We start from the raw sequence: 25,755 nt of genomic DNA, 5'->3' as shown, positions 1-25,755 counted from the left end.
TATTATAGGTGGTTTTGTTTTTTTGGCAACTAATGTGCTCCAGCGGTGACCTCGGTTGCAGCTCCTTTTTTAGGTTTTGTAGTAAACCAGACTACAGGTATAAGCGCAATAAAGATAAGAGAGGATATCCAAAAAATATCATTTAATCCGAGCATGTCCGCCTGAACATTTAATATGGTGTTAAAAAGTCTATAACCTTGTTCCGCTTTAAGCTGAAGCAGGGCACGGCTTGACTCCATAAATCCAGTAAAGTTAGGGTTGTAGGGATTGGCTTCCTCGGTTAATTGAGCATGATGGAGTATGGAGCGATTATTCCATGCAGTGGTTGCAATGGAGGTACCAATAGCTCCACTGAATATCCGGGCGAAATTGGATAGTCCTGCCGCCGCGGCAATTTTTTCGGGCGGCAGTCCCGAAAGAATAATCATGGAAAGCGGAATAAAAAACATCGCAATAGGAATCCCCTGCAATAAAGTGGGTATTACTAAATGCCAGGTATCCACATTTGTGGTATAGAGGGAGCGCATATAAAAGACCAGGCCAAGCAGAAGAAAGGCGATGGTGACCAGGATTCTTGCGTCAACTTTAGGTAGAATTTTACCTACAATGGGTGAGCAAATCACCGCAAAGATCCCTAGCGGTGCCATAATTAATCCTGCGTTAATTGAAGGATAGGCTTGATCTATCTGAAGCCATTGAGGTAATAGGACTAAATTACCAAAAAACACTCCATATCCAACCGATATAGCAATGGTTCCCCCGGTAAAGTTGCGATTGGCGAAAAGGGTCAGATCAATGATGGGGTTTTTTTCTGTTAATTCCCAGACCAGAAAATAACAAAAACCAATTGTCGCGGTGATGGCAAGAGTAATGATGGTCGGGGAATTAAACCAATCCAGATCTTTGCCCTTATCCAGCATGATTTGTAATGCGCCCACCCAAATGATTAAAAGAATAAGTCCCATCACATCAATAGGAAGTGATAATCTAGGTGTTTCTCGATTACGGTAAATAAGCCAGGTGATACCTGCAGCAAATATTCCAATAGGTATATTGATGTAAAATATCCATGACCAACTGTAACTGTCTGTTATCCATCCGCCAAGAGTCGGCCCTGCTATAGGACCAACCGTTGCAGTCATGCCCCAAAAAGCCAAAGCCAGCGAGCTTTTTTCCTTGGGATAGGAGCCCAGTAAAATAGCTTGAGATAAAGGAATTAACGGACCTGCAACCAATCCCTGAAGTACTCGAGCACCTAATAAAAAAGGAAAGCTTGACGCTAAACCACACAACCAGGAGGCAAGAACGAAGAGTACAATAGCAGATACAAACAACCTGACTTGACCAAAACGCAACGTTAACCAGCCAGTCAACGGAATGGCAATGGCATTTGCTGCTGCAAACACGGTAATGACCCAAGTTCCCTCATCTGCAGAAACCCCAAGGTTGCCGGCAATTGTTGGAAGGGCCACGTTTGCTATTGATGAGTCAAGGACAATCATGAAGGTAGCCAGAGCAACGGCTATTGTTGCTATAACCAGCTGCAGCCCTTGTAAAGGGGGCGGCAGTTTCATGGTTGCAGCAAGAGGAGGGGTTGCACTCATTGAGATAATCCTTTGGAAGAGCTTTTTTCTTTCTCAGTCTTTTCTGCAGAGCTCTCAACATTTTGATTAAGGCTGGCCGTTTTTCCAATATTTTCTTTAATGATTTTTGCTATCATCTCATTGGATTTTTTTTCTAACTGTTCATAAATTGATGTTTTATAAACAGGTGGATTGGCCGTTTCACCGATGAACTTTCCGTTTCGGTCATGGGTATCGACTGTTACTTCCATAGATAAGCCAATACGCAAGGGATGATCTTGAAGTTCTTTAGGATCTAACTGGATGCGTACTGGTAGGCGCTGTACCACCTTAATCCAGTTTCCTGTTGCATTTTGAGCGGGTAAAAGAGAGAACGCACTGCCGGTTCCTGCTGCAAAGCCCATAATTTTCCCGTGGTATTCAACAGAAGAACCATAGACATCTGCTGTTAAAGTAGCTTTCTGTCCCAGGCGCATGTTGCGTAATTGCTTTTCTTTAAAATTTGCATCAACCCATACTTGTTCTAAGGGAATAATTGCCATGAGTAGGGTACCAACAGTAATACGCTGACCTACCTGAGCGGTGCGTTTCGATATTTCACCAGCAACTGGAGCACGAATAGTGGTGCGTACGTAATCGATATAGGCCTTACGTAATTGTGCTGCCGCAGCAAGAACATTGGGATGATGCTCCAGATCTGCATTATCCGTTAATGCTTTATTGGCTAAAAGGGCTGCGCGAGATTGAGCAAGTGATGCCTGAGCGCTTTTAAATGCATCTTGTGCATGAGTTAATTCTTCTTTGGAAATCGCCCCATACCCTATGGCATTAGTACGACGTTGCAGATCTTGAATTGTCTGTTGCAGAGATGTTTCATGAACATTGACTGTTGCTTGCAGGCCACTATTATTGAGAAAGAATTGATGAGTGGTTCGTACGGTTTGGGCGAGATTGGCCTGGGCTTGCTCGTAAGCTATTCGACTGTCAATGGGATCTAATTGGACTAGCGGTTGTCCGGCTTTTACAAACTGGGTATCATCCACTTTGACGGCAATAATAATGCCGTCAACCTGTGAGTTAATCGGTATAATATTACCGCTGACATAGGCATTGTCAGTCTCTTCATAAAAACGGGCCACGAGTACCCAATACAAGAAAAAAAGTAAACCTATAGCCAGGAAACTGATGGTCATGACAATAAGGTAAAATTGCCTTTTCTTATTTAGCGGATCATTTTCTTTAGGCAAAACAACGATCGGTTTTTTTTCACTGTCATTCATTACTTATCCTCGTGCATTTTTTTACCAGGGGCATGGCAACAGGCATCAAATCCACCGCCGAGCGCTTTAATCAATGCGATTTGCTGATTACGTCGGTTGGCGATGAGTTGCAAACGTGTTTGTTGCGCGTTTAAGAAAAGGGTTTCTGCATCCAAAACCACTAATTGTGATGCCAGGCCTGTACGATATTGAAATCGTGCCAGATTATAAGCGTGCTCCGAAGTATAAAGAGCCTCTTTCTGGGTACGTATCTGATTATCCGTTGAATGAATTGAAGTCAGTTGAGCAGCAACGTCAGATAAGGCATTGTTTAAGGTGTTATTATAATTGGCTACTGCTTCCTCATAATACCCATATTGTCCACGCAGTTGGGAACGCAGATTGTTCCCATCAAAAATAGGTAAACTCAGTGCTGGTCCAAATTGATAAGCGGTACTGGGATTCTCAAAAAGACGGTCAATTCTCAGGGAAAGGAAGCCTGCAAGAGCAGCCAGATTCACATTGGGATAAAATTTTGCTTTAGTATATTTTACACCTTGACAGGTTGCTTCTACATTCCAACGCGCCCCTACGATGTCGGGTCTCCGCCCCAATAGACTCAATGGTAAATTGGGCGGCAATTCAGGGGTATTAATTGACTTTAAGCGAGGGCGTTTGATTTGGAGTCCTCTGTCGGGCCCCCCGCCTAGCAGAGTACCTAATTGCTGTCTTGTAAGTAAAATTTGTCCTTCTACATCAAGTAACTGAGTTCGAGCATTTGCTGTGGTATTACGCGATTGATAAAGCTGAACTCGAGTATCTAAACCAGTGCGTAAGCGGACAGCAGAAATTTTCTCCAGCGCTTCCCTTTGAGCAACAGTACTGCGTAGTACCTCACGTAAAGCGTAGTAATAGGCAAGCTGGTTATAAGAGGAGGCCACTGTAGTGGAAATGATCAATCGGGATTGCTGTGCCTCTGTTTCACTTACTTTTTCTTGGGCAATAGCTTGGCGGTAATTGGCTAAATTTTTCCCCCAAATATCAATTTCATAATTTGCACGAACCAGAAACTCACCAAAGGTAAACCATCTTCCGCCTCCCAGGTCCGGAGGGAGAACGTTAGCTGATATCCTGGTACGTGCTACCTGGCTTGATAAATTGATTGTCGGAAAAAATGCTGCGGCCCGGCTATCAGCAAGGGCTTGGGCTTGCACAATACGCGCTTGGGCAACCTGTAGGCTGGGATTATTGGCAAGGGCTTCATTAATTAAAAATACCAGCTGCGGATCGCCAAATTGCTTCGCCCAGTTCGTTGTTGGCCAATGACCATTTTGTTTGGGGATACTCTTCTGTGTCTGAAACTGAGCGGGGTGTGCTATTTTTTTATGACTACGAATACCAATATAATTCGCACACCCTGAAAGGATTGCAATTCCTGCAAGGAGAAAACAAATGATAAATAAATTATATTTGTTTGCACATGGAGTGCTCGAAGTTAACCTCATCTTAGAATTCCAAAAAATCACTTAAGTCCTTGCATTTTGGCACTATTCACGTATTAACTTGCCGCTAGTTGAATTTTATTTTTATGACTAACCATACTTGATGTTGGCAAAATTATCCATACTTTCAATAGGCTATTATTGATGCTTTCGCATTATCTATGGCAGCATTCCTGACAAGAAGTACAGATAAATTCCCACGCTTTAATTAAAGGCAGGATCAATACAGACGTTTAATTCCAGTTTGGAAAAAGTTCAATTAAGGATATACTTCAGAGTTAACGTGGTTAATTGGCACAGGGAAAACTCAGGTGCAGCGACTCACCTTTACAGGAATATTGTTGGTTTTTATGCTAAAAAACTGGGGTTTAGCATATGCTGACGGCTGGATGATGAATAATCCTTATCCGGAAAGTGAGTCTAAAGAAAATATTTATTATTCTTCCTTCACTCAACAACCCAAAACGCTGGATCCGGCGCGCTCTTATTCCGTTAATGAATATTTGTTTATTACGCAGATTTATGAACCCCTGCTGGCCTATGATTATTTTAGTCGTCCTTATCAATTAACTCCCTTGACCGCCACTCAAGTACCTCAACCTAAATATCTCGATGCCAATGGAGCGGTTATTCCTATTGGAGATAAGACGGAACCCGCCTATAGTGTTTATACGGTGCAAATCCAAAAAGGTATTATGTATCAACCCCATCCTGCTTTGGCAAAAGATAAAAAAGGGGCTTATCGTTACTTTAAAATAAACGAAGATTATCTGGACGATCACGACATCAGCAGCTTATCCGATTTTAAATACACGGGCACTCGCGAATTGGTCATTGATGATTATATTTATCAAATCAAACGATTGGCTAATCCTGCAGTAAGTTCGCCGGTTTATGGATTGTTGAGCCAATATATCCTTGGTTTTAAGGAGTTTGCTGATTCCCTTCCTCCATCCGAGTCAGGTGAAAAACGTTATGTTGATCTGCGGAATTATCCTTTAAAAGGTATAAAAAAACTGGATGATTATACTGTTGAAATTACTTTAAAAGGGCAATATTCCCAATTTTTATATTGGATGGCCATGCCCTTTTTTTCACCCGTCCCTTGGGAGGTCGATTTATTTTATTCGCAAAATGGGATGGAGGATAAAAATATAACTTTTGGCTGGTATCCTATTGGAACGGGGCCCTTTATGTTAACTGAAAATAATCCGAACCGGCGGATGATATTGGAGAAAAATCCTAATTATCGGGAGGTTTATTTTCCTTTAAATGCTTCTGATGAAGACAAAAAAACAGGCTATTTCGACAATGCAGGAAAGCGTTTACCTTTAATTGATAAAGCTATTTTTACCTTGGAAAAAGAATCCATACCACGCTGGAATAAATTCTTACAGGGATATTATGATATTTCAGGAGTTAGCTCGGATAGTTTTGATCAGGCCATTCGCATTAATCAGTTTGGTGAGCCCATGTTAAGTGAGGAAATGGCAGCTAAAAAAATATATTTAATTCAGACTTTGGAGCCTACCATTTATTATATGGGATTCAATATGTTTGATAATGTGGTGGGCGGCACCAGTGAGCAGGCACGAAAGTTAAGGCAGGCTATTTCTATTGCCGTTAATTATGATGAAAACATCGCTATTTTTTATAATGGGCGGGGACGTGCGGCGCAAGGCCCAATTCCTCCCGGAATTTATGGATATAAGGAAGGGCAGGCGGGGATGAATCCTTATGTGTATGAATGGAGTAATAATGCCATGAAAAGGCGTTCATTGGATGATGCTAAAAAACTGATGGTAGAGGCGGGTTATCCCGATGGCATTGATCCCAAAACAGGGGCTAATTTAATTCTTCATTACGACGTCACTACCACAGGCAGTCCAGAGGACAAATCCATATTGGATTGGATGCGCAAGCAATTTGCCAGCATTGGCATTGATCTGAATATTCGAGCCACGCTCTACAATCGTTTTCAGGAAAAGATGCGTACGGGTAATATGCAAATATTTAGTTGGGGGTGGAATGCAGACTACCCTGATCCTGAAAACTTTCTATTTCAACTGTACGGTCCTAATGGCAAAGTAAAGTATGGCGGTGAGAATGCAGCAAACTATAAGAATCCTGAGTTTGACCGATTATTCAACTTAATGAAAAATCGTAGCAATGATCAGCAAAGGCAGGAGATCATTGACCAAATGTTAGAGATAGTAAGACATGATGCTCCTTGGGTGTGGGGAATGCATCCGCAAGATTTTACTCTGCTGCAGAGTTGGGTTACCAAGGTTAAAGTAAATACTGTTTCGCCTAATACTTTAAAATATGTGTCGATCAATGTAGGCGAGCGCAATAAATTACGCCTTGCCTGGAATAAACCTGTTCTATGGCCTTTAGGTCTGTTGACCCTCATCATTCTTGCATTAATCATTTTCTTACTCATTGCCTATTTGAAAAAGGAAAAGTCACCTGCAACGAGGATTAAATCATCATGATTAAGTACATGTTTCGTCGAGTTATGTATGCTATTCCTATTCTTTTTGGTATAAACCTCCTTACTTTTGCCTTATTTTTTATGGTGAATACACCTGATGACATCGCTCGGATGCAGTTAGGGAATAAACATGTAGAGCAAAAAGCAGTTGACGAATGGAAAGAGGTTCATGGTTACAATTTCCCCTTATTTTTTAATGAATCTCAATCAGGCTTTAATCGTATAAAAAACACCTTATTTTTCCAGAAATCATTGATGCTGTTTACCTTTGAATTTGGCGTGTCGGACGAGGGTAGGGATATCAGTCATGATATTAGTTACCGAATGTGGCCTAGCCTGGCTATTGCCTTACCTGTTTTATTATTGGGTATAGTAACGAACATTATCTTTGCTATGGCCATGGCTTTTTTTCGCACCACTTACCTTGATTTAACAGGGGTAATTATTTGTATTGTCTTAATGTCTATCTCCAGTTTATTTTATATTATTGGCGGCCAGTATCTGTTTGGAAAGTTATTAAGATTATTCCCTATCTCGGGTTATGATGGCGGTATGGACGCACTAAAATTTATTATGCTGCCCGTAATTGTGGCTGTTTTGGCGCAGATTGGAGCGGGTTCCCGCTGGTATCGAACTTTATTTCTGGAAGAAATTCACAAAGATTATGTTAAAACAGCTCGAGCGAAGGGTTTATCCGAACAGAGAGTTCTTTTTATACATGTATTAAAAAATGCCATGCTGCCTATTTTGACTGGTATCGTGGTCATTATTCCTTCATTATTTATGGGCAGTTTGGTTCTGGAATCTTTTTTTGGCGTGCCAGGGCTGGGAAGCTATATCATTGATGCGATCCAACAACAGGATTTCGCCATAGTCAGAGCCATGGTTTTTTTAGGTTCTATTCTTTATATTGTCGGCTTAGTTTTAACTGATTTTTCCTATATGCTCGTCGACCCTAGGATACGATTATCATGAGTCGGAATGTGTGGCGAGGAGCGCGATGACCTTTCAATTGCTATGGACAGACAAGTGTTTTCTGACCCTTTTAGTTTTGGGCTGCATTATGACTTTGGCCAGTCTGCGCAAAAGGCATATCAGGATGTCTTTTGCCATTATTTTACACCGGCCTCTGGCAGTGAGTGCCGGCATTGTATTATTATTTTTTTTGACTATAGGGGTAATGGACTCCATTCATATTAATTCATTACAGAATGGAACTGAAAGTTCAGAGTCTCTTCTGGATAAAGTATTGTCTCCATTGGGTAGTACTTATGAAAAAACGTATTCTGCTCCCTTAGCATTAACGATGTTTGTCACCGAGACCGAATTAATTGATGGGGTGGCCAAACAAGTGTATCCCCGTTTAAACTATCTTCCCAATTCGATACAAACTAAAGCAGATAGGGATGAAATCATCAAAGCGGTGAGCAGCCGGTCCTTAAAATATGCTTTGTTCATCGTTTTAGGCTGCTGGCTGGTCAGCATTATCATCAAAATCAGTCTGCACTCCGGGCAGGTTTATGCTTTAAGCGCTACGGGAGTTAGCGCTTTAATGACCCTGGGGATTCTGGTGTTTGCCGTTTTGTTTTCTTATTGGATTTCCCGATCGCTTCATTTATTTGGTACGGGACAAATTGGACAGGATATATTTTATTTTAGTATCAAAAGCATACGGACGGGGTTAATTATTGGCTTGTTAACTACTTTATTTATGTTGCCCTTGGCTTTGTTTCTAGGAATAGCTGCAGGATACTTTGGTGGGGTAATCGACGATATTATTCAATATATCTATACTACTTTAAGCTCTATTCCCGGGGTCTTATTAATTACCGCCTCCGTTTTATCCTTACAAACTTATATCGCCAGTCATCCTGATCAATTTACCACCCTGGCTCAAAGCGCTGATGCTCGATTATTGGCGCTTTGTCTCATTCTGGGGGTCACCAGCTGGACCAGTTTATGCCGTCTGTTAAGGGCTGAAGCCTTGAAGTTACGTGAAGTAGACTATGTTACCGCAGCACGGGCACAGGGGAGTAACTGGTTTACAATTATTCGCAAACACTTGCTGCCTAATGTGATGCATATAGTCGTAATTACTCTGGTTCTGGATTTTAGTTTTCTAGTCATGGCAGAGGCAGTATTATCTTACGTGGGAGTGGGGGTATCGCCCATGACCATCAGCTGGGGCAACATGATTAATGGTGCTCGACTTGAATTAACGCGCGATCCTTTAGTTTGGTGGCCTATGTTTGCGGCATTTTTATTGATGTTTCTTTTAGTCCTTGCCATTAATTTATTTGCAGATGCCGTCCGAGATGCATTTGATCCCCATCAATCCAATTTGTAGTTTTCTTTCAGGATTGATTAAGCTACATAGAATGTGGGAATTAATTTTCATCAAGCTTTAATCTATGTCCTTCGATTTGTCCGGCGTTGTTGTCCTCAGTTCTCTTACGTCCCGCGGCTTGTGTATAGCAACGGGACGTGGGGGTACAGAAGATTTATAAGTTGCGATGCGTCGTGATTTTTAAAGATGAATTGTCAATAGACCCTAGATTAGTTCACCCCATTTAGGTTAAAGTTCCCCAATTATGCTTAATGAGTTTATCCTCTATGCAACAACGATTTGTTCATTTGCGAGTTCACACGGAGTTTTCTTTAGTTGATGGTCTGGTGCGTGTCAAGCCATTGATGAAGGCTTTATCGGCCAGAGGAATGTGTGCTGTAGCAGTGACTGATTATTGTAATTTATTTGCCGCAGTGAAAGTATTTAAGAGTGCGGTGGATACCGGGATAAAACCCATCATCGGCAGTGATTTGCCTTGTCACGATCCTGAAAATCCTGAGGCGACTTTCTCTTTAGTACTTTTATGCATGAATTCAGAAGGCTACAAGAATTTAACCTGTCTGGTTTCCAAAGCGTATCAAGAAGGCCAGTATCAGGGGCAACCGCGTGTCCAAAATCAATGGATAGATGAGTATTCAGCCGGATTAATTGCTTTATCAGGTGGGAAGTTTGGTGATATTGGCCAAGCGTTGTTAGCTAATGATGAGGCTTTGGCTAAAAAGCGTGCCCAGCACTGGATGAGCTTGTTTCCCAATCGCTTTTATTTGGAAATTCAACGTACTGGACGAGAGGACGAGACACTTTATAGCGAGAAATTAATTGCTTTGGCAGAAGAACTCAATTTGCCTCTTGTTGCCACGAATGATGTGCGTTTTCTTGATGAAGATGATTTTGATGCTCACGAAGCTCGAGTATGCATCCATGAAGGATATAGTTTAGCAGATCCCAGGCGGGTTCAACGTTATAGTTCCCAACAGTATTTGCGCTCTGCAGACGAGATGGAGGCTTTGTTCTCGGATTTACCCAGCGCAATAGCCAATACGGTGGAAATTAGCAAACGCTGCAGCCTGAAAATTGATTTGGGTAACAACTACCTGCCTAATTTCCCTATTCCTGAAGGATCAACGGTTGAAGCTTACTTATCTCATTTATCCCAAATGGGCCTGGAGGAGCGTTTAAAGCAATTATTCCGCACAAAATCAGAAGAAGAATTACTAACGATTCGTGGGGAATATGATCGGCGTTTGCAGATTGAATTAGAAGTTATTAACAACATGGGCTTTGCCGGTTATTTCTTAATTGTTGCCGATTTCATTCAATGGGCCAAGCAAAACGGGGTTCCAGTTGGTCCTGGACGAGGCTCAGGCGCGGGCTCTCTGGTGGCCTATGCCTTGAAGATCACCGATCTTGATCCTTTAGAGTATGAACTGCTTTTTGAGCGATTTTTGAATCCTGAACGGGTTTCCATGCCGGACTTTGATATCGATTTCTGCATGGAAGGACGTGATCGGGTTATTGATTATGTTGCAGAGAAATACGGCAGGCAGAGCGTATCCCAGATTATTACTTTTGGCACCATGGCTGCAAAAGCGGTTATCCGCGATGTGGGCCGTGTTTTTGGCCATCCCTATGGTTTTGTCGATAAACTGGCAAAATTAATTCCTTTTGAAATAGGAATCACGTTAAGCAAGGCGATGGAGCTTGAGCCTGAATTGCAGAGACGTTATGAAGAGGAAGAAGATGTTAAAGAGTTAATCGATCTGGCATTAAAACTGGAAGGGATAACCCGTAATGCAGGAAAACATGCGGGGGGCGTGGTCATTGCTCCATCTCAACTTACTGACTTTACTGCGATTTATTGTGAAGAAGGCTCCAATCAAATAGTCAGTCAGTTTGACAAAGATGATGTGGAGGCAGCCGGTTTAGTCAAATTTGACTTCTTAGGCTTAAGAACGTTGACCATCATTGACTGGGCATTAGCCACCGTAAACAAGCAGTGCCAACACGCTGGATTACCTCTGGTAGATATTAGTCAAATACCCACCGATGACCCAGCGACCTTTGATTTATTAAAAGCCTGTAAGACTACTGCCGTATTTCAGCTTGAGTCCCGAGGAATGAAAGAGCTGATTAGTCGGCTGCAGCCTGACTGTTTTGAAGACATTATTGCTTTGGTTGCTCTTTTTAGACCCGGGCCTTTGCAATCCGGGATGGTTGATGATTTTATTGACCGTAAGCACGGCAGGGCTTTGGTGGATTACCCACATCCCGATTTGGAGCCCATTCTAAAGCCAACATACGGGGTCATTTTATACCAAGAACAAGTAATGCAAATTGCTCAGGTATTGGCTAATTACACCTTGGGTGCTGCTGATATGTTACGAAGAGCTATGGGTAAGAAAAAACCCGAAGAAATGGCCAAGCAGCGGGAAATTTTTACTCAGGGAGCAACGGCGAGAGGGGTAGATGAGCAGGTTGCTACTCATATTTTTGACTTGATGGAGAAATTTGCGGGCTATGGATTCAACAAATCACACTCCGCAGCCTATGCATTAGTAGCTTATCAGACCGCTTGGCTAAAAGCGCATTATCCCGCTGCATTTATGGCTGCGGTGATGTCTTCCGATATGGATAATACCGATAAAGTGGTCACCTTTATTGATGAATGTGCCCATATGAAATTAAAGGTACTGCCTCCATCCATTAATCTCTCTTTATACCATTTTACAGTTAACGATGAGAAAACCATTATCTATGGGCTTGGAGCTATAAAAGGAGTAGGGGAATCCGCTATTGACTGCATTACCCAGGAGCGAATACTAAACGGTACCTACAGCGATCTATTCAGTTTTTGTCAAAGACTGGATTTACGTAAAGTGAACAGACGAGTACTTGAGGCCTTAATTAAAAGTGGTGGCTTTGATGATTGGCAAGTGGAGCGAGCAGTACTGACCGCATCTTTAGAAAAAGCATTGCGAGTTGCGGAAAAAGAACATCAGAATCAATCCAGCGGCCAATTTGATTTATTCTCATTGCTTGAAGATAATGCCAGCGAACAAAGCTATGTTTCCTGCAAACCCTGGTCTGAAGCGCAAAGACTGGAGGGAGAGCGAGAGGTTTTGGGCTTCTATCTCACCGGTCATCCTGCCGATCAATACCGGCGTGAGTTTGGTGATTTTATCGTCCCCATCAGTCAACTCAATCCATCCATGCAAAAAAAGGCAAATATTTGTGCTCAGGTTTCGGGAATTAGAAAAATCATTACCAAACGTGGCAAAAAGTTGGTAATCATTGGGATGGATGATTCTACTTCTAGAATGGATGTAGTGGTTTTTGGTGAAATTTTTGAACAGTTTACCGATCCACTGGCAACCGGAGACATGCTTGTTGTTGAGGGGGAAGTCGCCCACGATGATTATAATGGGGGCGTGAAAATGACCGCCACTCAGCTCCATAATATTGCTTCTGCCCGGACCAAGTTCGCCCGTTGTTTGGAAATACGTGTAAACCAAAACAGTCAATCTCTTGTAGGTTCAATCCAGGCGCTTTTAAAGTCACACTCCGGACGTTGCATTGTCCAGTTGAGCTATATGAATGAGTATGCAAAAGCCCATTTGAGCTTGCCGCAGCAGTGGCACGTTACACCAACTGATGAATTACTTGGTCTTATGACTAATCTTTTAGGCGAAGATCAAGTTGTCATGAGATATTAGCGATAACCTGTAATCAAAATTGATTACAGGTTAAAACAATTATCAAAGTTGTTCTTCATAAAACATCACATAGTACAAACTTGTGAAAGAGGTTCCGGCCGATCGTCTCGCCCTGTATCTTCTACTGCCGATACTTCTTCTTCCTGTACTATTTTTGGCTCCTCGACCATTCCTGTTGAGTATGTTTTTAACTTTTCTTTCAACTCCTCAATGACCATAGGCGGAAGCTGAACTCCGTTCTTTTCTGTGAAGACGGGTTTCCCATCAACATGTAAGGAGCCATCTTCTTTTAGTTCTATTATTTGTTTTTTATGGGCGATTTCAGCTAATTGATCTACTGGAGTAATATTAATGGCGATACCACCTACCAATGCCACACCATCTGAAATACGTATGCCGGAGATTGTCGGTTTTTCTGAGTCTGGATAATAATAACCTCCCACCTCAGCACATATTTTCCAAAGTAAATGATAGGCCAGATCCAAAGGTAAACCGACCATAGTACCTACTCCATATCCGAGAATTCCCATTGTCGCTCCAAGGACATGAGCCAGAGTGATACTACAGAAGGAAGTAATTAATTTACTGGCTATAACAGGGGCAAATAAGGCAACTCCTGTAGGACCGGTAGGGCCAAAAAGTAAAAGACTGCTTCCTATCAATGCGGTGAGCTGATATTTTACCGCCATGCCTTTGGTAGACTTACTGAGAACATCACCGCTTAATAAACCAACAGTGGCTCCAGTGTATGCAAACGTAGCGCTGAATAAAGGTTGGGTAATTGAGGTAATAGGATAATTAGTGTAGGAATTGGTAGATACTTTTTTAACCTGAAATGCGCTTAGATATTGAGTAAACTCGCTCCAGTCTTTTTCAGAGAAGGGTCTCTTTTTAGCTTTAATCAGGGCTACATTAGCATCTTCCAAAGCATTTTTAGTATTGACGAATCGCTTGGCAGTGGCGTAACAGTTTTCTTTATCTTCATCATCAGGGTAATTCTCGGCAGTTATCCCTAAATCTTCATTAATGATTCGCGATAATTTTGAGTTTTTGTTGTTTTGCGATTGTACATACCAACACGCTGTCAGGTAGACTCTCCAGGCGGTAATATTGGCCTGTAGTTCTTCTGGACTGGTAATTTCTTCCAATTTTTTCAGATTAGGGCGGAGGATGATGAGTAATTTTTCCAGGAATACAATCTGTTTTTTCCGTGATTTTACGTCTGTTCCTCCAAACATAGTTGGCATTCCTATCATGGAAGGAGTTTCTTCTATATCAACACTTCTTGCTTTTTGGTATTGTTCGCGTAAAAAAGGCAGTTTATCTAGGGCCTCTGTGGGGATAACTAAGCGCATAATTTACCTCTCATGTCCGTTGAGAATAATCCATTCGTATATTTTATCTTACTTACTCATTGGTTAAATGCAATGTTATTTGATTAATTTTTACTAAATTGTTGCATTCTCTTTGCTTCTTCTTTTTTATTTATCGATTAAGTCATTGAAATGATGATTTTTTACAGGATTATGGTACTTTTAACTTAAAGGTAATTAGCAGCATTGTTTTAGAGCTTTAGGAATATATCGTATGATCGAATTAGTGAATAACATCATAAGGGTGAGTTTCATGGAACGGTTGACCCATTTTTTTTTACTTCTGCGAGTTTCTCACTGGAGTAAAGCCGCTTTTGTTATGTTGGGTTTTTTTTACACCCCTGCATCAGGATATCTGGTACCTGCTCTTTTGGCTGCTTTAGCTTTTTGTCTGATTTCAAGCGCAGTATATATTTATAACGACATACAAGATCGTTCAGAAGACAGTTTGCATCCTCATAAATGTCGTCGCCCCATAGCCAGTGATAATGTGTCAGTTTCCGAGGCAATTTTCATGTTATTTCTGCTGCTGGTGACAGGGCTTACGCTTGGATGGTTCATTTCAAAACAATTGGCTATTATTCTGACGGTCTATTTAGTGGTCAATTTGTCATACAACCATGTCTTGAAATTAATACCTATTTTAGATGTTGCCTGTATTGCAACAGGTTTTATGTTAAGAGTCCTGGCAGGTACTATAGGGATAGGATTGCCTATTTCAGGATGGTTGACCGTGGCGGCAACTTTGCTGAGCTTGTTTATTGCCTTAAATAAACGTCGCCTGGAAATGCAATTGGGATTAAAACATTCCACAAGAAAAGTACTGAAAAAATATCACCCATTACTTCTTCAGTGGTTGATTATCAGTACCGGGATTGCCTGCTTTTTTACTTACCTTTTTTATACCATTTATGCCCGAGATGAGTCATTTTATTTCGTGTTGACTTTGCCTTTTGCCGCTATTGCCTTATGGCGTTTTTCCTGGCTTTCTACTCAGAATATAGATAATGATGATCCGGTAAATGTCTTTATAAGTGATAGATTATCAAGAGTAAATTTATACTGTTTTGCTGCATTAACCTTTATGGCTTTAACCCAATGAGAAAGGGGGTTCATTGGTATGACAGTATTTTTATTTTACTCTTCATCTATTTATTTGTTTTACAAATACAGGCGATTTGGCCGTTCACTATAGATGACATGTTTATCTCTTTGCGTTATGCCCGACATTGGGTGGCAGGAGAGGGCCTGTTGTGGAATCTTCATTCGCCTCCTGTCGAAGGGTATTCAAATTTTAGCTTTGTTGTCCTGGGGGCATTGGCTTTAATTTTAAATAGTGATCCCGTTTTGGTACTGAAGTCTGCGGGCGTGGTGGGTCTTTTTTTTACCTGTTTTTTTATATTTTTTATTAGCCGATTTTGGTTCGAACGACGTGAGTCTTTGCTTCCCTGCATTGGTATTCTGCTTTATAAGGGACAAATTATATGGACGGTGGCTGGTTTGGAAACCACTGTTTATCAAGCATTACTTTGTGGTGCAGTTTATTTTGCTCTTCGCGGATTAGGTTATCATTCTTTTCCTGGTTCTCGTGGTTCTTCCCAACCAACCTCTTGCTTTTTTTCAGGAGTATTTCTCTCATTAGCAGGGATGACGCGTCCTGAAACTCCTGCTTTTATGGCCGTTTTTTTTATCTTGATGCTTTGGGATAGACCTCAAATAGAGAAAAAAATGTTTTGGCGAGGAATGGTTCTTTTTGTGCTTCCTCTTTTATTCCTCTACTTGCCTTATTTTTTATGGCGTTGGCACTACTATGGATTTTTATTTCCTAACTCGGTTTATTGTAAAAGCCTGGTGAATAGCGCTACCGTATTGGATAAAAACTATTTGAAACTCATTTGGCCTTTTGCTATTTTTGCATGCTTCGCCTGTGTCAGAAAACCAGATAAACGCTATTGCTTCCTGGTTTTTCCCAGTCTGCTTTATTTATTAACGCTGCTGGGTTCAGATCCGGTGGCTGCTTTTGATAATCGTCTTTTTTTACCGGCCTTTGTGCTGTTACTCCCTTTAGCGCTTCTGGGCATCAGTGAGGCTGTTTTAATGTATCTAAAGCAAAGGGATCAGACCTTTATTCGAGCTTTATATATCGTTTCTTTCTGCATGGCCTTTTTTTTCATTCCCACAGCGACTCTTGAGGAATATCGTTATTTCACTAATAATCCGGTACAAGGAGAACAATTACGGAAAAAGGTGGTGCACTGGTTAAATAGTCATACCCAGGAACAGGATACTGTTGTTTTAGTCGATGCAGGATATATTCCGTATCATAGTAAGCTAAATTTTGTTGATTCCTATTGTCTGAATAATTTGGCGATGACTCAATACCCTAAAGCACAGATGTATGATCAGTTTTGTCATCAGATTTTAAAAGAAAAACCCCAGGTAATTATTTTGACTTCTTTAATTGAACAGGGGCAAGTAATCTATATTCCAAGTGATATTTGTTTAAAAGCATTACTTAATAGGCAGGGTGATTACAAATTAGTCAAAACATTTTTTACCGGATCTGCCGATTCAAAATATCAGTATGAATTGTTTACTAATTTTTGATGCGATGCCCTTTAACATGGTGTACCATCCTTTCTATATAGAATGGATTTAATACTGTATATTTTATGATGAAAAAAATAATTTTATTTCTAAGAAAACTGCTTTCCAAGTTGCCCGTGATTTTATTTGACGTAGCGGCTATTCCCATCGCCTGGTATGCGGCATATTGGTTGCGTTATAATATGCATCCTTATCCCAGTATTTTAACATCCACTCATTCTTTTATTGCTCTGGCTTCATTAACCGTTGTTCAAATCAGTTGTTATTATTATTTTAAAACGTATCGAGGTTTATGGCGCTTTTCTTCTTTAAATGACGTAGTGCGCATCTTAAAAGCCTCAGTCAGTGCCATCGTTTTAGTCATCCCCGTATTTTACGTGACCTCTTCATTACATTATCTACCCAGATCAGTTTTTCCCTTGTATTGCATTATTCTGGCTACCTTGCTCTGCGGTGGACGGTTAATGTTTCGTCTTCACTGGGATAAGCGGGAAGGGGGCAAAAAAGACGGTGACCTTAAGAAAGTGCTGATCGTTGGGGCAGGACACTCCGGAGAAGGATTGGTACGGGATTTAAAACGGAGCACGACTTATCAACCCATAGGATTTGTTGACGATAATATCAGCAAGACCGGGTTAGAGGTTCATGGGGTCAGAGTATTGGGAACAACTCGCCAGATTGTGGAGTTTGTTAGCCTTTACGGGGTAGATTTAATTTTTATCGCCATTCCATCCGCACGATCTTCAACCATGAGACGTATTGTCACTTATTGTGAAGCGAGTCAGGTGCCATTTAGGACCTTGCCCAGTATTTCTGCCTTAGCTGCTGGGCGAGTTGAAGTAAATGCCTTAAGACCAGTCAATATAGAAGATTTATTAGGTCGAGATCAGGTGAGCTTGCAATGGGATAAAATTGCGGCGAACATCTTCCAAAAACGAGTGGTAATCACTGGCGGTGGCGGCTCAATAGGATCTGAATTATGTCGACAGGTTTTGGCTTTAAAACCTGCCAGTTTAATTATTGTGGAAAATAGTGAGTTCAATCTTTATAAAATCGAGCAGGAACTGAGCGAGAATTTCCCTGGAATTCCTATTGAGCTGGGCCTGGTGAGTGTCACTGATGAAGTGGCCATTAATCATCTGTTTGCCCGTTTTCAACCGGAAATCGTATTCCATGCTGCGGCATACAAACATGTTCCCATGCTACAAAACCAGATACGCGTTGCGGTATATAATAACGTATTGGGTACGCAAACGGTTGCTAAAGCCAGTGTGACCTACGGTGTGGAGAAGTTTATTTTAATTTCTTCAGACAAAGCGGTGAATCCAACCAACATTATGGGTACTACCAAGCGTGTGGCAGAAATTTATTGTCAGAATTTAAATGACAAGGTACAAACTCAATTTATTACGGTTCGTTTTGGTAATGTCCTTGGTTCAGCAGGAAGTGTGGTTCCCTTATTCCAAAAACAATTACAAGCAGGGGGCCCATTAACGGTAACTCATCCCGACATGCAACGCTATTTCATGACCATACCAGAAGCCTGTCAGTTAATATTGCAAGCGATGGTGAACGGGCGCGGCGGCGAAATCTTTGTATTGGATATGGGTGAACCGATAAAAATAAGCTATCTGGCCGAACAAATGATTCGTCTGGCTGGAAAAGAGCCAGGTAAAGACATCCTGATTGAATACTCTGGATTACGCCCGGGAGAGAAATTATACGAAGAATTGTTCCATGAGTCAGAACAATTAGCTCCTACCGAACATGAGAAATTATTCAAGGCTAAATTCCGTGAGCTGGATTGGAATGAGTTAACTCAGACCATGCGAATGTTGAATAGTGCCTGTGCTGACTATCAGGAACATGAACTATTAATTTTATTAAGAAGCCTTGTCCCTGAATTGCAGTTGAATGATTTCGTGGTGATTTGACATTAATCCTCACTCTTATCATACCATTCTAATGATGGGTATGTTCTTTAAATGAGCTGGAGTAAGGACGTGAGCTGTCTTTGGACTTCATTAAAAGCGCGTTTGCGTTATATTAAGAGCAGCGAAGGCAAGCCATATAACTGGGTCTTCTTGCCGGGAGGCCCTGGCCTTGGCTCCGAGTCACTTTCGGAGTTAACCTCGTTACTGCAACTGCCAGGAACCATTTGGCATCTTGATCTTCCTGGAGATGGATCCAACATTACAGAAGACGACAGCCATTATTTTTCTCACTGGTCCGATGCTCTTGTGGAGGCGGTTGAATCTCTGGATAAGGTGATTCTTGTCGCCCATTCAACCGGAGGCATGTATGCCTTGGCCACCATAAAACTACAGCGTTTGCTGTCAGGTCTGGTTTTAATGGACTCTGCACCTGATGCATCATGGCAACAGATTTTTGGAGAATACGTTAAAAAACATCCTATCGCAGCACTGGAAAAACTGCAGGAAAAATATCTCGAACATCCTGGCAATGAAACCCTCAAAAAGATGGTTATTGTTTCAGCTCCTTATTTATTTACCCCTGCTGGATTAAAAAAAGATCTTTCTTTTCTCGAGTTGTTACCCTTCAACTATCGCACTTGTGATTGGTCTGCCCAGTATTTTGATGGTGATTACACCTGCCAATGGATACCTGAAACAATCCCTACCTTGATTTTGGCTGGTGACAGCGATCGAATCACCCCATTAAAATTATTCAGTGATTCCTCAGGGTTTCATCGTGACAACATTTTGATAAGAGAAATTCCTCAATCTGGCCATTTTCCCTGGATTGATAACCCTGATGGAGTTCGTTTGGCTTTTCGTGAATATTGCCAGCGATTATAACACGCCCCGATTAGCTTAATATCAGCAAGACAATAATGAACAACTATGCTAATTTTAATTTTTTTGTTTTTAAAAGGGGTGAGCCAATGATTGTGACTTTCGATGATTTTGAAAAAATAGAACTACGTTCCGGAACCGTAGTTAAAGTAGAAGAGTTCCCAAGAGCCAAGAAGCCCGCCTATAAGGTGTGGGTTGATTTTGGAAAAGACCTGGGTATATTACAAACCTCTGCTCAAGTCACCGTACACTACACCCCTGAGTCTTTATTAGGCCGCTCAGTAGTCGGCTGTGTGAATTTAGGGGAAAAGAACATCGCTGGCTTTACCTCCCAATTTCTACTGGCCGGCTTTTCCGATGAGAACGGAGCCATCTGCCTGATTACCACGGATCCCAAAGTACCCAACGGTCAAAAACTGCATTAATTGTCATGTGCCCCACGTGATCTCAAGACCTCCACGCGATCTCGAGCTTCCCCTCACGTCATCTCGAGCCCCCCACGTCATCTCGAACGTCAGCGAGAGATCTCCTGACAAAAGCACAGTGCCCACACAAGGATATCCTTCACTTACGTTCGGGATGACGGAATACTTCTACGCGGTGACGGAATAACTATCGAGCATAAGCTCTAGGATGAATACATTGAACAATTATCCCTTCGCCCTGGGGCGAAGGGATATCTCTTTCCTACAATCCCAATTCAAGCCTAAAGAGGAGGAAACAAATCCTGAAACTTAACCCGACTTTTAACATGCAAAGCCTTACGTCTCTTTTTGGAAATATCAAAGACCTTATAAATACCAATAGGCACAAGGAAGCTTACCATGCCAATGCCAAAAGCTAATTTATACATCGGATCTTTATTGAGGACGAGGAAAAATAAAGCAATGAGCATTAATACAATTGCTAAAATGCCGGTGTACGGAGAGTAGGGCGTCACATAGCGGAGATCCTTAGTGCTATAACCCGCCTGATACAATCGATTTCTAAAGCTGATTTGCGAGGCGCATAAAGAAATCCATGCCAAAGCCCCGGTAAATCCAGAAACAAGTAATAAAGCGATATAAAGCTTCGTTTGGCCAAAGAAGTATCCGACGCCTAAGAGAATCCAAACGCCAATGAGGGTGGCAATTACTGCGTTTTGAGGAATCGAGTTTTGATTAAACTTAGCAAAAGTATGAGGTGCCATTCCATCACGCGCCAGGGCATTTAATGAACGAACGGTGCCGTAAAAGCCTGAGTTAGCGCAAGAAAGAGTCGCTGAAAGAGTGACAAAACTGGTTACCGACCCTGCCCATTTTAAGCCATAGAAATTAAGGGCATCTGCAAATACAGAATTAGATAAACCTGCCTTCTGCCAAGGAAAGATTAGCACCAGACAAAAGACCGGGATAATGTAAATAAACAGAATTCTAAGGGTGACATTACGAATAGCATGAGGAATCATTCGTGCAGGATTTTCAGACTCTCCCGCAGCAAGACCAATAATTTCTGAACCTTGATAGTTAACCAGCAACAAAACCATGGCCGTTAACAAAGCCATCGTTCCATGGGGAAGCAAGCCGCCATCACCCCAAATGTATCTAAGGCCTATAAAACCAGGGGGTTCATTCCCATTGAAAACACCCAGAAAGATCAAAAAGGCTAAGATAACGAATCCCATCAACGCTACAATTTTAATTAAAGCCAGCCAGAATTCAATTTCACCAAAAGTATCTACTTTGGCCAGATTAATGTAAGTAATTAATAAACCGAAACAAATTGCCCATATATAGCCATTAATCCCGGTAAACATTTCCATAAGGATGCCACCGGCCACACATTCCGCTGGAATATAGGCCACCCAGCTAATCCAATATGACCACCCGACGCCACAAGCCACCGCAGGGGAAATAAAATCAGAGGTATAGGTAACAAAAGATCCTGAAATGGGAATGGCAACTGCCAACTCACCCATACACAACATGGTCAAATAAATTATCAAACCGCCCAGCATATAGGCGATAAATACAGCAGGGCCTACGAGATTAATAACCTCACCAGTTCCTAAAAAATAACCTGATCCAATGATCCCCCCCAAGGCGATTAACTGAACATGACGATCCTTTAAACCCCGGCGATAGCCACTGTCTTTAATAGGTTTGGACATAGTTGGAATATTCTTCTTCACGGGCTGTTTATTTCTCTCAATAATTAAGTAGGGTGGTAATGTTATATTCATATGAAAAATAATAAAACCATCCAAACTTAAAAAAAATCATAAAAGATGTTATCTATATGATTTAAATAACAAATTATTTTAGAGGTTGGATAAAATTTATATTCAACATGAATATTTTAAGCGTTTATAGCATAATTTTTGAACTTTTAAAAGAAAACTAATATTTCAGCTTATTTATCAGGGGAATACCAAAAACAACCATTGAAACGTATTTATGGTCTGTTTTTCAAAAAAACAAAGTTATAAACCAACCGACTCTGCTCTGATTGATTCATAACTCCACGTGATAAGGAGCAAATAGCATATGGATTGAATCTATATGACCAACGTTACAGAAAGAATAATAAACTTTGAGCTTATTGATTTTATGTGATTATTAAGCTAATACTCTCTATGCCAGTTGTTAATTTTAAGGCGCTAAAAGCGGTGTCTCATATATCATCCGATATATGATTTATGACCAAAGGGTTAAATTAGATGCCTCAAATTTTAAGTAAAGAATTTACGATTGGTAAATTATATTTCATCAATGAGTTTGAGACGCGCGCCTTAATCTATGAAATTTTTTATCAAAGCTCTTATTTGTTAAATTGCCTCACTTTAAAGCCTGGTTCGATTATTATTGACGTAGGAGCACATATTGGGCTTTTTTCGTTATTTGCCCTGAGACAATGTGAATACGATGCATTGATCTATAGCTTTGAGCCTATTCCGGCCACGTTTGAATGTTTAAAAAGGAATTTAGCGCAATTTAAAGACCAAACGCGCCTTTATAACATGGGAATTAGTGATGTCAGCGAAGAGTGTTCTGTTGAATTTACTCTTTTTGGAAGGGATACGACGACTGCAACCTATAAACCAGGGGATAAATTTATTTCTAATTATAATCCTCTTTTAAATTATGAGACCTTATTAAAAATTTCTAAAGTTCGGGACAAATTATTGTATTACCAACTGAAATTTTTGCCTTTTATGCGCAACTATCTGATTAAAAGAAACTTTAAAAAAAGAACAGCAGAAAAAAAAGTCCAATGTACCCTTACCTCACTCGGTCATTTTATTGAAAAAAATGGAATAAATCACATCGATTTTATAAAAATTGATGTTGAAGGAGCAGAATTCGAGGTAGTAAAAAGCATAAAACCCTCCCAATTCTCCATGATTAAACAGCTATGCATCGAGGTGCATAACATCGACAACCGAGTCGAACACCTTGCCACGTACCTGCAAGAACAAGGCTACCTTACCGAAATCCATAGAAACTCCATTTACGAAAGACTCGGCTACAACCAGCATATGATCTATGCAAAGAGACCATCTTGAAAAAAGTAACAACCTACTTCGTTCGAGATGTTCTCTCATCAAACAATAATGAGCAATAGTCTATTCACTCGACTGCTTCATCATGAAAAGAACCCTCAGCTGTAAGAGCCTGTTTTTTGAAATAGGCCTATAAGAATATTTTCCCTATGCCGCTGTAGCTCAGTTTGTAGAGCCGTTGATTTGTCATCAGCCAAATAGAAACTATTGTAATAAGAATTAGTTTTGCCATAATGACTCGGCGTTCTAAACGCAATCTTCAGGGCGGGGTGAAAGTCCCTACTGGTGGTAAGCATCATGCAAGCCCACGAGCGCCTTAAATTATTAAGGGTCAGCAGATCTGGTGTAATTCCAGAGCCAACAGTTATAGTCTGGATGAAAGAAGATTAACGTTCATCATTTGTTCATAGACATCATTTTGATCGTTGTCTTGTCGCCCTATGTCCATTAAACATAAGCAAGGATATAGGTATGTCAAATTTAGAGATGTTTGGTAATAATTTTGTTGAGCGAGTTAATACAGCTTGCAAGGCGCTATCTTTAGGCAAAGGAATTATATTAGTTGATGATGAAGATCGCGAAAATGAAGGGGATCTTATTTTTTCAGCTGAAAAAATTTCTATTGAAAATGTAAATATCCTGATACAGGATTGCAGCGGTATTATCTGCCTATGCTTAACGCCTGAAAAAGTGGAAAAATTATCTCTCAAGCCTATGGTAACAAATAATACAAGTTCATATCAAACAGCTTTTACTGCTTCAATCGAAGCCAAAACAGGTGTTACAACAGGGGTATCAGCAAGCGATAGATGGACTACTATAAAAACAGCAATTCAGGAAGACTGCACCCCTGCAGAGCTTAATCAGCCTGGTCATGTTTTTCCACTGGTTGCGTGCAAGCAAGGTGTGTTAGAAAGACGTGGTCATACTGAGGGAAGTGTTGACTTAATGATGATTGCTGGCCTACAGCCAAGCGCTGTTCTTTGTGAACTTATGAATAAAGATGGGACTATGAAAAAATTACCTCAACTAATCCACTATGCACAAACTAAAGGTTTACCTCTCCTCAGTGTGGAAGATATTTATCAATATCGATTATCTTTTGATGATAGAAGAAAGCAAGCGTAGGCTGGGCTGAAAAGCCCAGCGTTGATGCTGCGTATGAATCTGAGTTGGACTTCGCATTCAGCGATACGAAGTCCAATAACCAAGCTTGTCATTACATCATAGATCCGTGTTGGGCTTTTCAGCCCAACCTACGCTTACTTCATCATGAAAACAACTCAGAACTGTAAGAGCCTGTTTTTTAAAATAGGCCTCTAAGACAAACAGTTAACTCGATATTTTATTTAGAGATCTCCCATTAAAACCAGTATTGCAACCTCAATAAACTACAGTATACTTTCCCTATGCCGCTGTAGCTCAGTTGGTAGAGCAGTTGATTCGTAATCAAAAGGTCTGCGGTTCGATTCCGCGCAGCGGCATTGTAAAATCAATGGGTTACGAGAATTAAAAATTAAATTTTATCCGCGTGTCGAATATGTGTCGAAGGTTGGAATAATTAATAAGCGAAATAATTACTTTCAGTTGAAACATATTCTATATTTTTTTACGAGCATTCTGTTTGTCACAGATCTTTGATCCGAATTTCCGTTCTAAAATTAACCAATAAAATTGTAAATTGTGCTAACTTTATAAATGGAAGAATTAATATGGATGACAATAATTTGAAGTTACATACATTTAGAGAAATCGTGATCAGTATTTTGACTACATCTATTAACGAAATAGAAGATGCCAAAGATCTCCTCGAGGCTCCCTTCTGATAAGCACTATGAATCTCAAGAAAGTTACAAACAATTTCTCGAAGGAAGAGGACTTGAAGATTTATTATTACAAATGAAGGACGTAATTAAAGTATTGCAATAACAAACACGGTCAGATATCAGTTAAATCTCATATTTCTGAGGTGCGGGAATGTATTTAAATGGGGGGCACTACAAAATGATAAAATTAGCATTCACGTTTTATCCATTTATCAATAGAATCAATAAGTGAATTATATTGCAGGGAGTATGAATTAAAATCAATTCCTAAAATTTCAAGAAGTATACGCCTATATAAGATCGAAAGTTTCATACCATATGCTGCACATTCACAGCCATTTAAAAAGTTCTTTTGATTATCGATTATGTGAAAAACTCTATTTCTAGTGTTTATAAATTTCTTAAGTAACTCTGTAAGCTCGGAGTCTTTAGACATTTCTCTGAAAAATAACTCTTTTCCAAAAATATTAATTATTTCATGTAATTTTTCTTTTAATGTAAATCTATCAAAAAAATGTTTTTTTATACTTTCTGTTAAAAATTTTAAAAATTTCTTTTTATCTGTTTTACTCCAAATATCTGATGTGTCTGATGAAATTAGCTGATTTATATAGTTCGAAAATAAATTTCTGTATTCTTTATTTGTTGGTGAAATTGTTAATTGGTTGGTTTTATTTAAATAATCAAATAAGGG

At 40.4% G+C, this 25,755-nt stretch carries 17 protein-coding genes, 1 tRNA gene and 1 riboswitch; of the genes, 12 read left to right on the top strand and 6 right to left on the bottom strand.

Features of this window, described 5'->3' with window-relative positions:
• Positions 1–29: 29 nt before the first annotated feature.
• From LOX96_RS00090 to LOX96_RS00080, 3 genes are read right to left on the bottom strand one after another with little or no spacing between them, the layout of a single operon-like run.
• A complete protein-coding gene (locus tag LOX96_RS00090; RefSeq protein ID WP_250420105.1) occupies positions 30–1,604 on the bottom strand; it encodes a DHA2 family efflux MFS transporter permease subunit in 1,575 nt (524 codons plus the stop codon).
• Positions 1,601–2,863: an HlyD/EmrA/EmrK family protein gene (locus LOX96_RS00085; protein WP_250420108.1), complete on the bottom strand. Its 1,263-nt coding sequence runs from the start codon at positions 2,861–2,863 to the stop codon at positions 1,601–1,603. The genes LOX96_RS00090 and LOX96_RS00085 overlap by 4 nt, the downstream gene beginning before the upstream one ends.
• Entirely contained in the window at positions 2,863–4,347 is a 1,485-nt protein-coding gene (locus tag LOX96_RS00080) for an efflux transporter outer membrane subunit (protein WP_250420111.1), read from the bottom strand. Before LOX96_RS00080 ends, LOX96_RS00085 begins: the two co-directional genes overlap by 1 nt.
• A 347-nt stretch (positions 4,348–4,694) precedes the next feature.
• On the opposite strand from LOX96_RS00080, the gene LOX96_RS00075 reads away from it, so the two are divergent.
• The 4 genes from LOX96_RS00075 (at position 4,695) to dnaE (ending at position 12,898) form a co-directional block, all read left to right on the top strand.
• The gene (locus LOX96_RS00075; protein ID WP_250420172.1) at positions 4,695–6,839 is read left to right on the top strand and encodes an ABC transporter substrate-binding protein; all 2,145 of its coding nucleotides are present in this window, start codon (positions 4,695–4,697) and stop codon (positions 6,837–6,839) included.
• On the top strand, positions 6,836–7,813 hold the full coding sequence (locus LOX96_RS00070) for an ABC transporter permease (protein WP_250420114.1): 978 nt from the start codon (positions 6,836–6,838) through the stop codon (positions 7,811–7,813). The genes LOX96_RS00075 and LOX96_RS00070 overlap by 4 nt, the downstream gene beginning before the upstream one ends.
• 25 nt (positions 7,814–7,838) lie before the next feature.
• Positions 7,839–9,185, top strand: coding sequence for an ABC transporter permease (locus LOX96_RS00065; protein ID WP_250420117.1), 1,347 nt, complete (start codon positions 7,839–7,841; stop codon positions 9,183–9,185).
• A 266-nt stretch (positions 9,186–9,451) separates the two neighbouring features.
• Entirely contained in the window at positions 9,452–12,898 is a 3,447-nt protein-coding gene (gene dnaE / locus LOX96_RS00060; RefSeq protein WP_250420120.1) for a DNA polymerase III subunit alpha, read from the top strand.
• Between the two features lie 65 nt (positions 12,899–12,963).
• Here dnaE and LOX96_RS00055 read toward each other — a convergent pair whose 3' ends face one another.
• Positions 12,964–14,253, bottom strand: a complete 1,290-nt coding sequence (locus LOX96_RS00055) for a type IV secretion protein Dot (RefSeq protein WP_250420122.1) — start codon at positions 14,251–14,253, stop codon at positions 12,964–12,966.
• A gap of 232 nt (positions 14,254–14,485) precedes the next feature.
• On the opposite strand from LOX96_RS00055, the gene LOX96_RS00050 reads away from it, so the two are divergent.
• The 5 genes from LOX96_RS00050 (at position 14,486) to LOX96_RS00030 (ending at position 20,119) form a co-directional block, all read left to right on the top strand.
• Positions 14,486–15,373, top strand: coding sequence for a decaprenyl-phosphate phosphoribosyltransferase (locus LOX96_RS00050; RefSeq protein WP_250420124.1), 888 nt, complete (start codon positions 14,486–14,488; stop codon positions 15,371–15,373).
• Positions 15,370–16,878: a DUF8728 domain-containing protein gene (locus LOX96_RS00045; protein ID WP_250420127.1), complete on the top strand. Its 1,509-nt coding sequence runs from the start codon at positions 15,370–15,372 to the stop codon at positions 16,876–16,878. The genes LOX96_RS00050 and LOX96_RS00045 overlap by 4 nt, the downstream gene beginning before the upstream one ends.
• A gap of 68 nt (positions 16,879–16,946) precedes the next feature.
• Entirely contained in the window at positions 16,947–18,812 is a 1,866-nt protein-coding gene (locus tag LOX96_RS00040; protein WP_250420174.1) for a polysaccharide biosynthesis protein, read from the top strand.
• Positions 18,813–18,881: 69 nt separating this feature from the next.
• Complete coding sequence (locus LOX96_RS00035) at positions 18,882–19,697, top strand: alpha/beta fold hydrolase (RefSeq protein ID WP_250420130.1); 816 nt, start codon at positions 18,882–18,884, stop codon at positions 19,695–19,697.
• A gap of 86 nt (positions 19,698–19,783) precedes the next feature.
• Positions 19,784–20,119, top strand: a complete 336-nt coding sequence (locus tag LOX96_RS00030) for a tRNA-binding protein (protein WP_250420132.1) — start codon at positions 19,784–19,786, stop codon at positions 20,117–20,119.
• A gap of 281 nt (positions 20,120–20,400) precedes the next feature.
• Here LOX96_RS00030 and LOX96_RS00025 read toward each other — a convergent pair whose 3' ends face one another.
• Complete coding sequence (locus LOX96_RS00025; protein ID WP_250420177.1) at positions 20,401–21,864, bottom strand: amino acid permease; 1,464 nt, start codon at positions 21,862–21,864, stop codon at positions 20,401–20,403.
• Between the two features lie 528 nt (positions 21,865–22,392).
• On the opposite strand from LOX96_RS00025, the gene LOX96_RS00020 reads away from it, so the two are divergent.
• The 3 genes from LOX96_RS00020 (at position 22,393) to LOX96_RS00010 (ending at position 24,719) form a co-directional block, all read left to right on the top strand.
• Entirely contained in the window at positions 22,393–23,238 is an 846-nt protein-coding gene (locus tag LOX96_RS00020) for an FkbM family methyltransferase (protein WP_250420135.1), read from the top strand.
• Between the two features lie 248 nt (positions 23,239–23,486).
• Positions 23,487–23,626, top strand: a riboswitch (FMN riboswitch).
• Between the two features lie 80 nt (positions 23,627–23,706).
• Positions 23,707–24,363 (top strand): 3,4-dihydroxy-2-butanone-4-phosphate synthase, encoded by a 657-nt coding sequence (gene ribB / locus LOX96_RS00015; protein ID WP_250420138.1) that lies wholly within the window; start codon positions 23,707–23,709, stop codon positions 24,361–24,363.
• 283 nt (positions 24,364–24,646) lie between these two features.
• Positions 24,647–24,719 (top strand) — tRNA-Thr (locus LOX96_RS00010).
• A 529-nt stretch (positions 24,720–25,248) separates the two neighbouring features.
• Here LOX96_RS00010 and LOX96_RS00005 read toward each other — a convergent pair.
• A partial coding sequence (locus LOX96_RS00005; RefSeq protein ID WP_250456337.1) for a HEPN domain-containing protein occupies positions 25,249–25,755 on the bottom strand: 507 nt, incomplete at its 5' end.

The sequence above is a fragment of the Legionella maioricensis genome, from assembly GCF_023618015.1.
In the GTDB taxonomy this organism is placed as follows: domain Bacteria; phylum Pseudomonadota; class Gammaproteobacteria; order Legionellales; family Legionellaceae; genus Legionella; species Legionella maioricensis.
The sequence above is the reverse complement of the archived record's forward strand: the minus strand, read 5'-3'. Positions and strand labels throughout refer to the sequence as shown.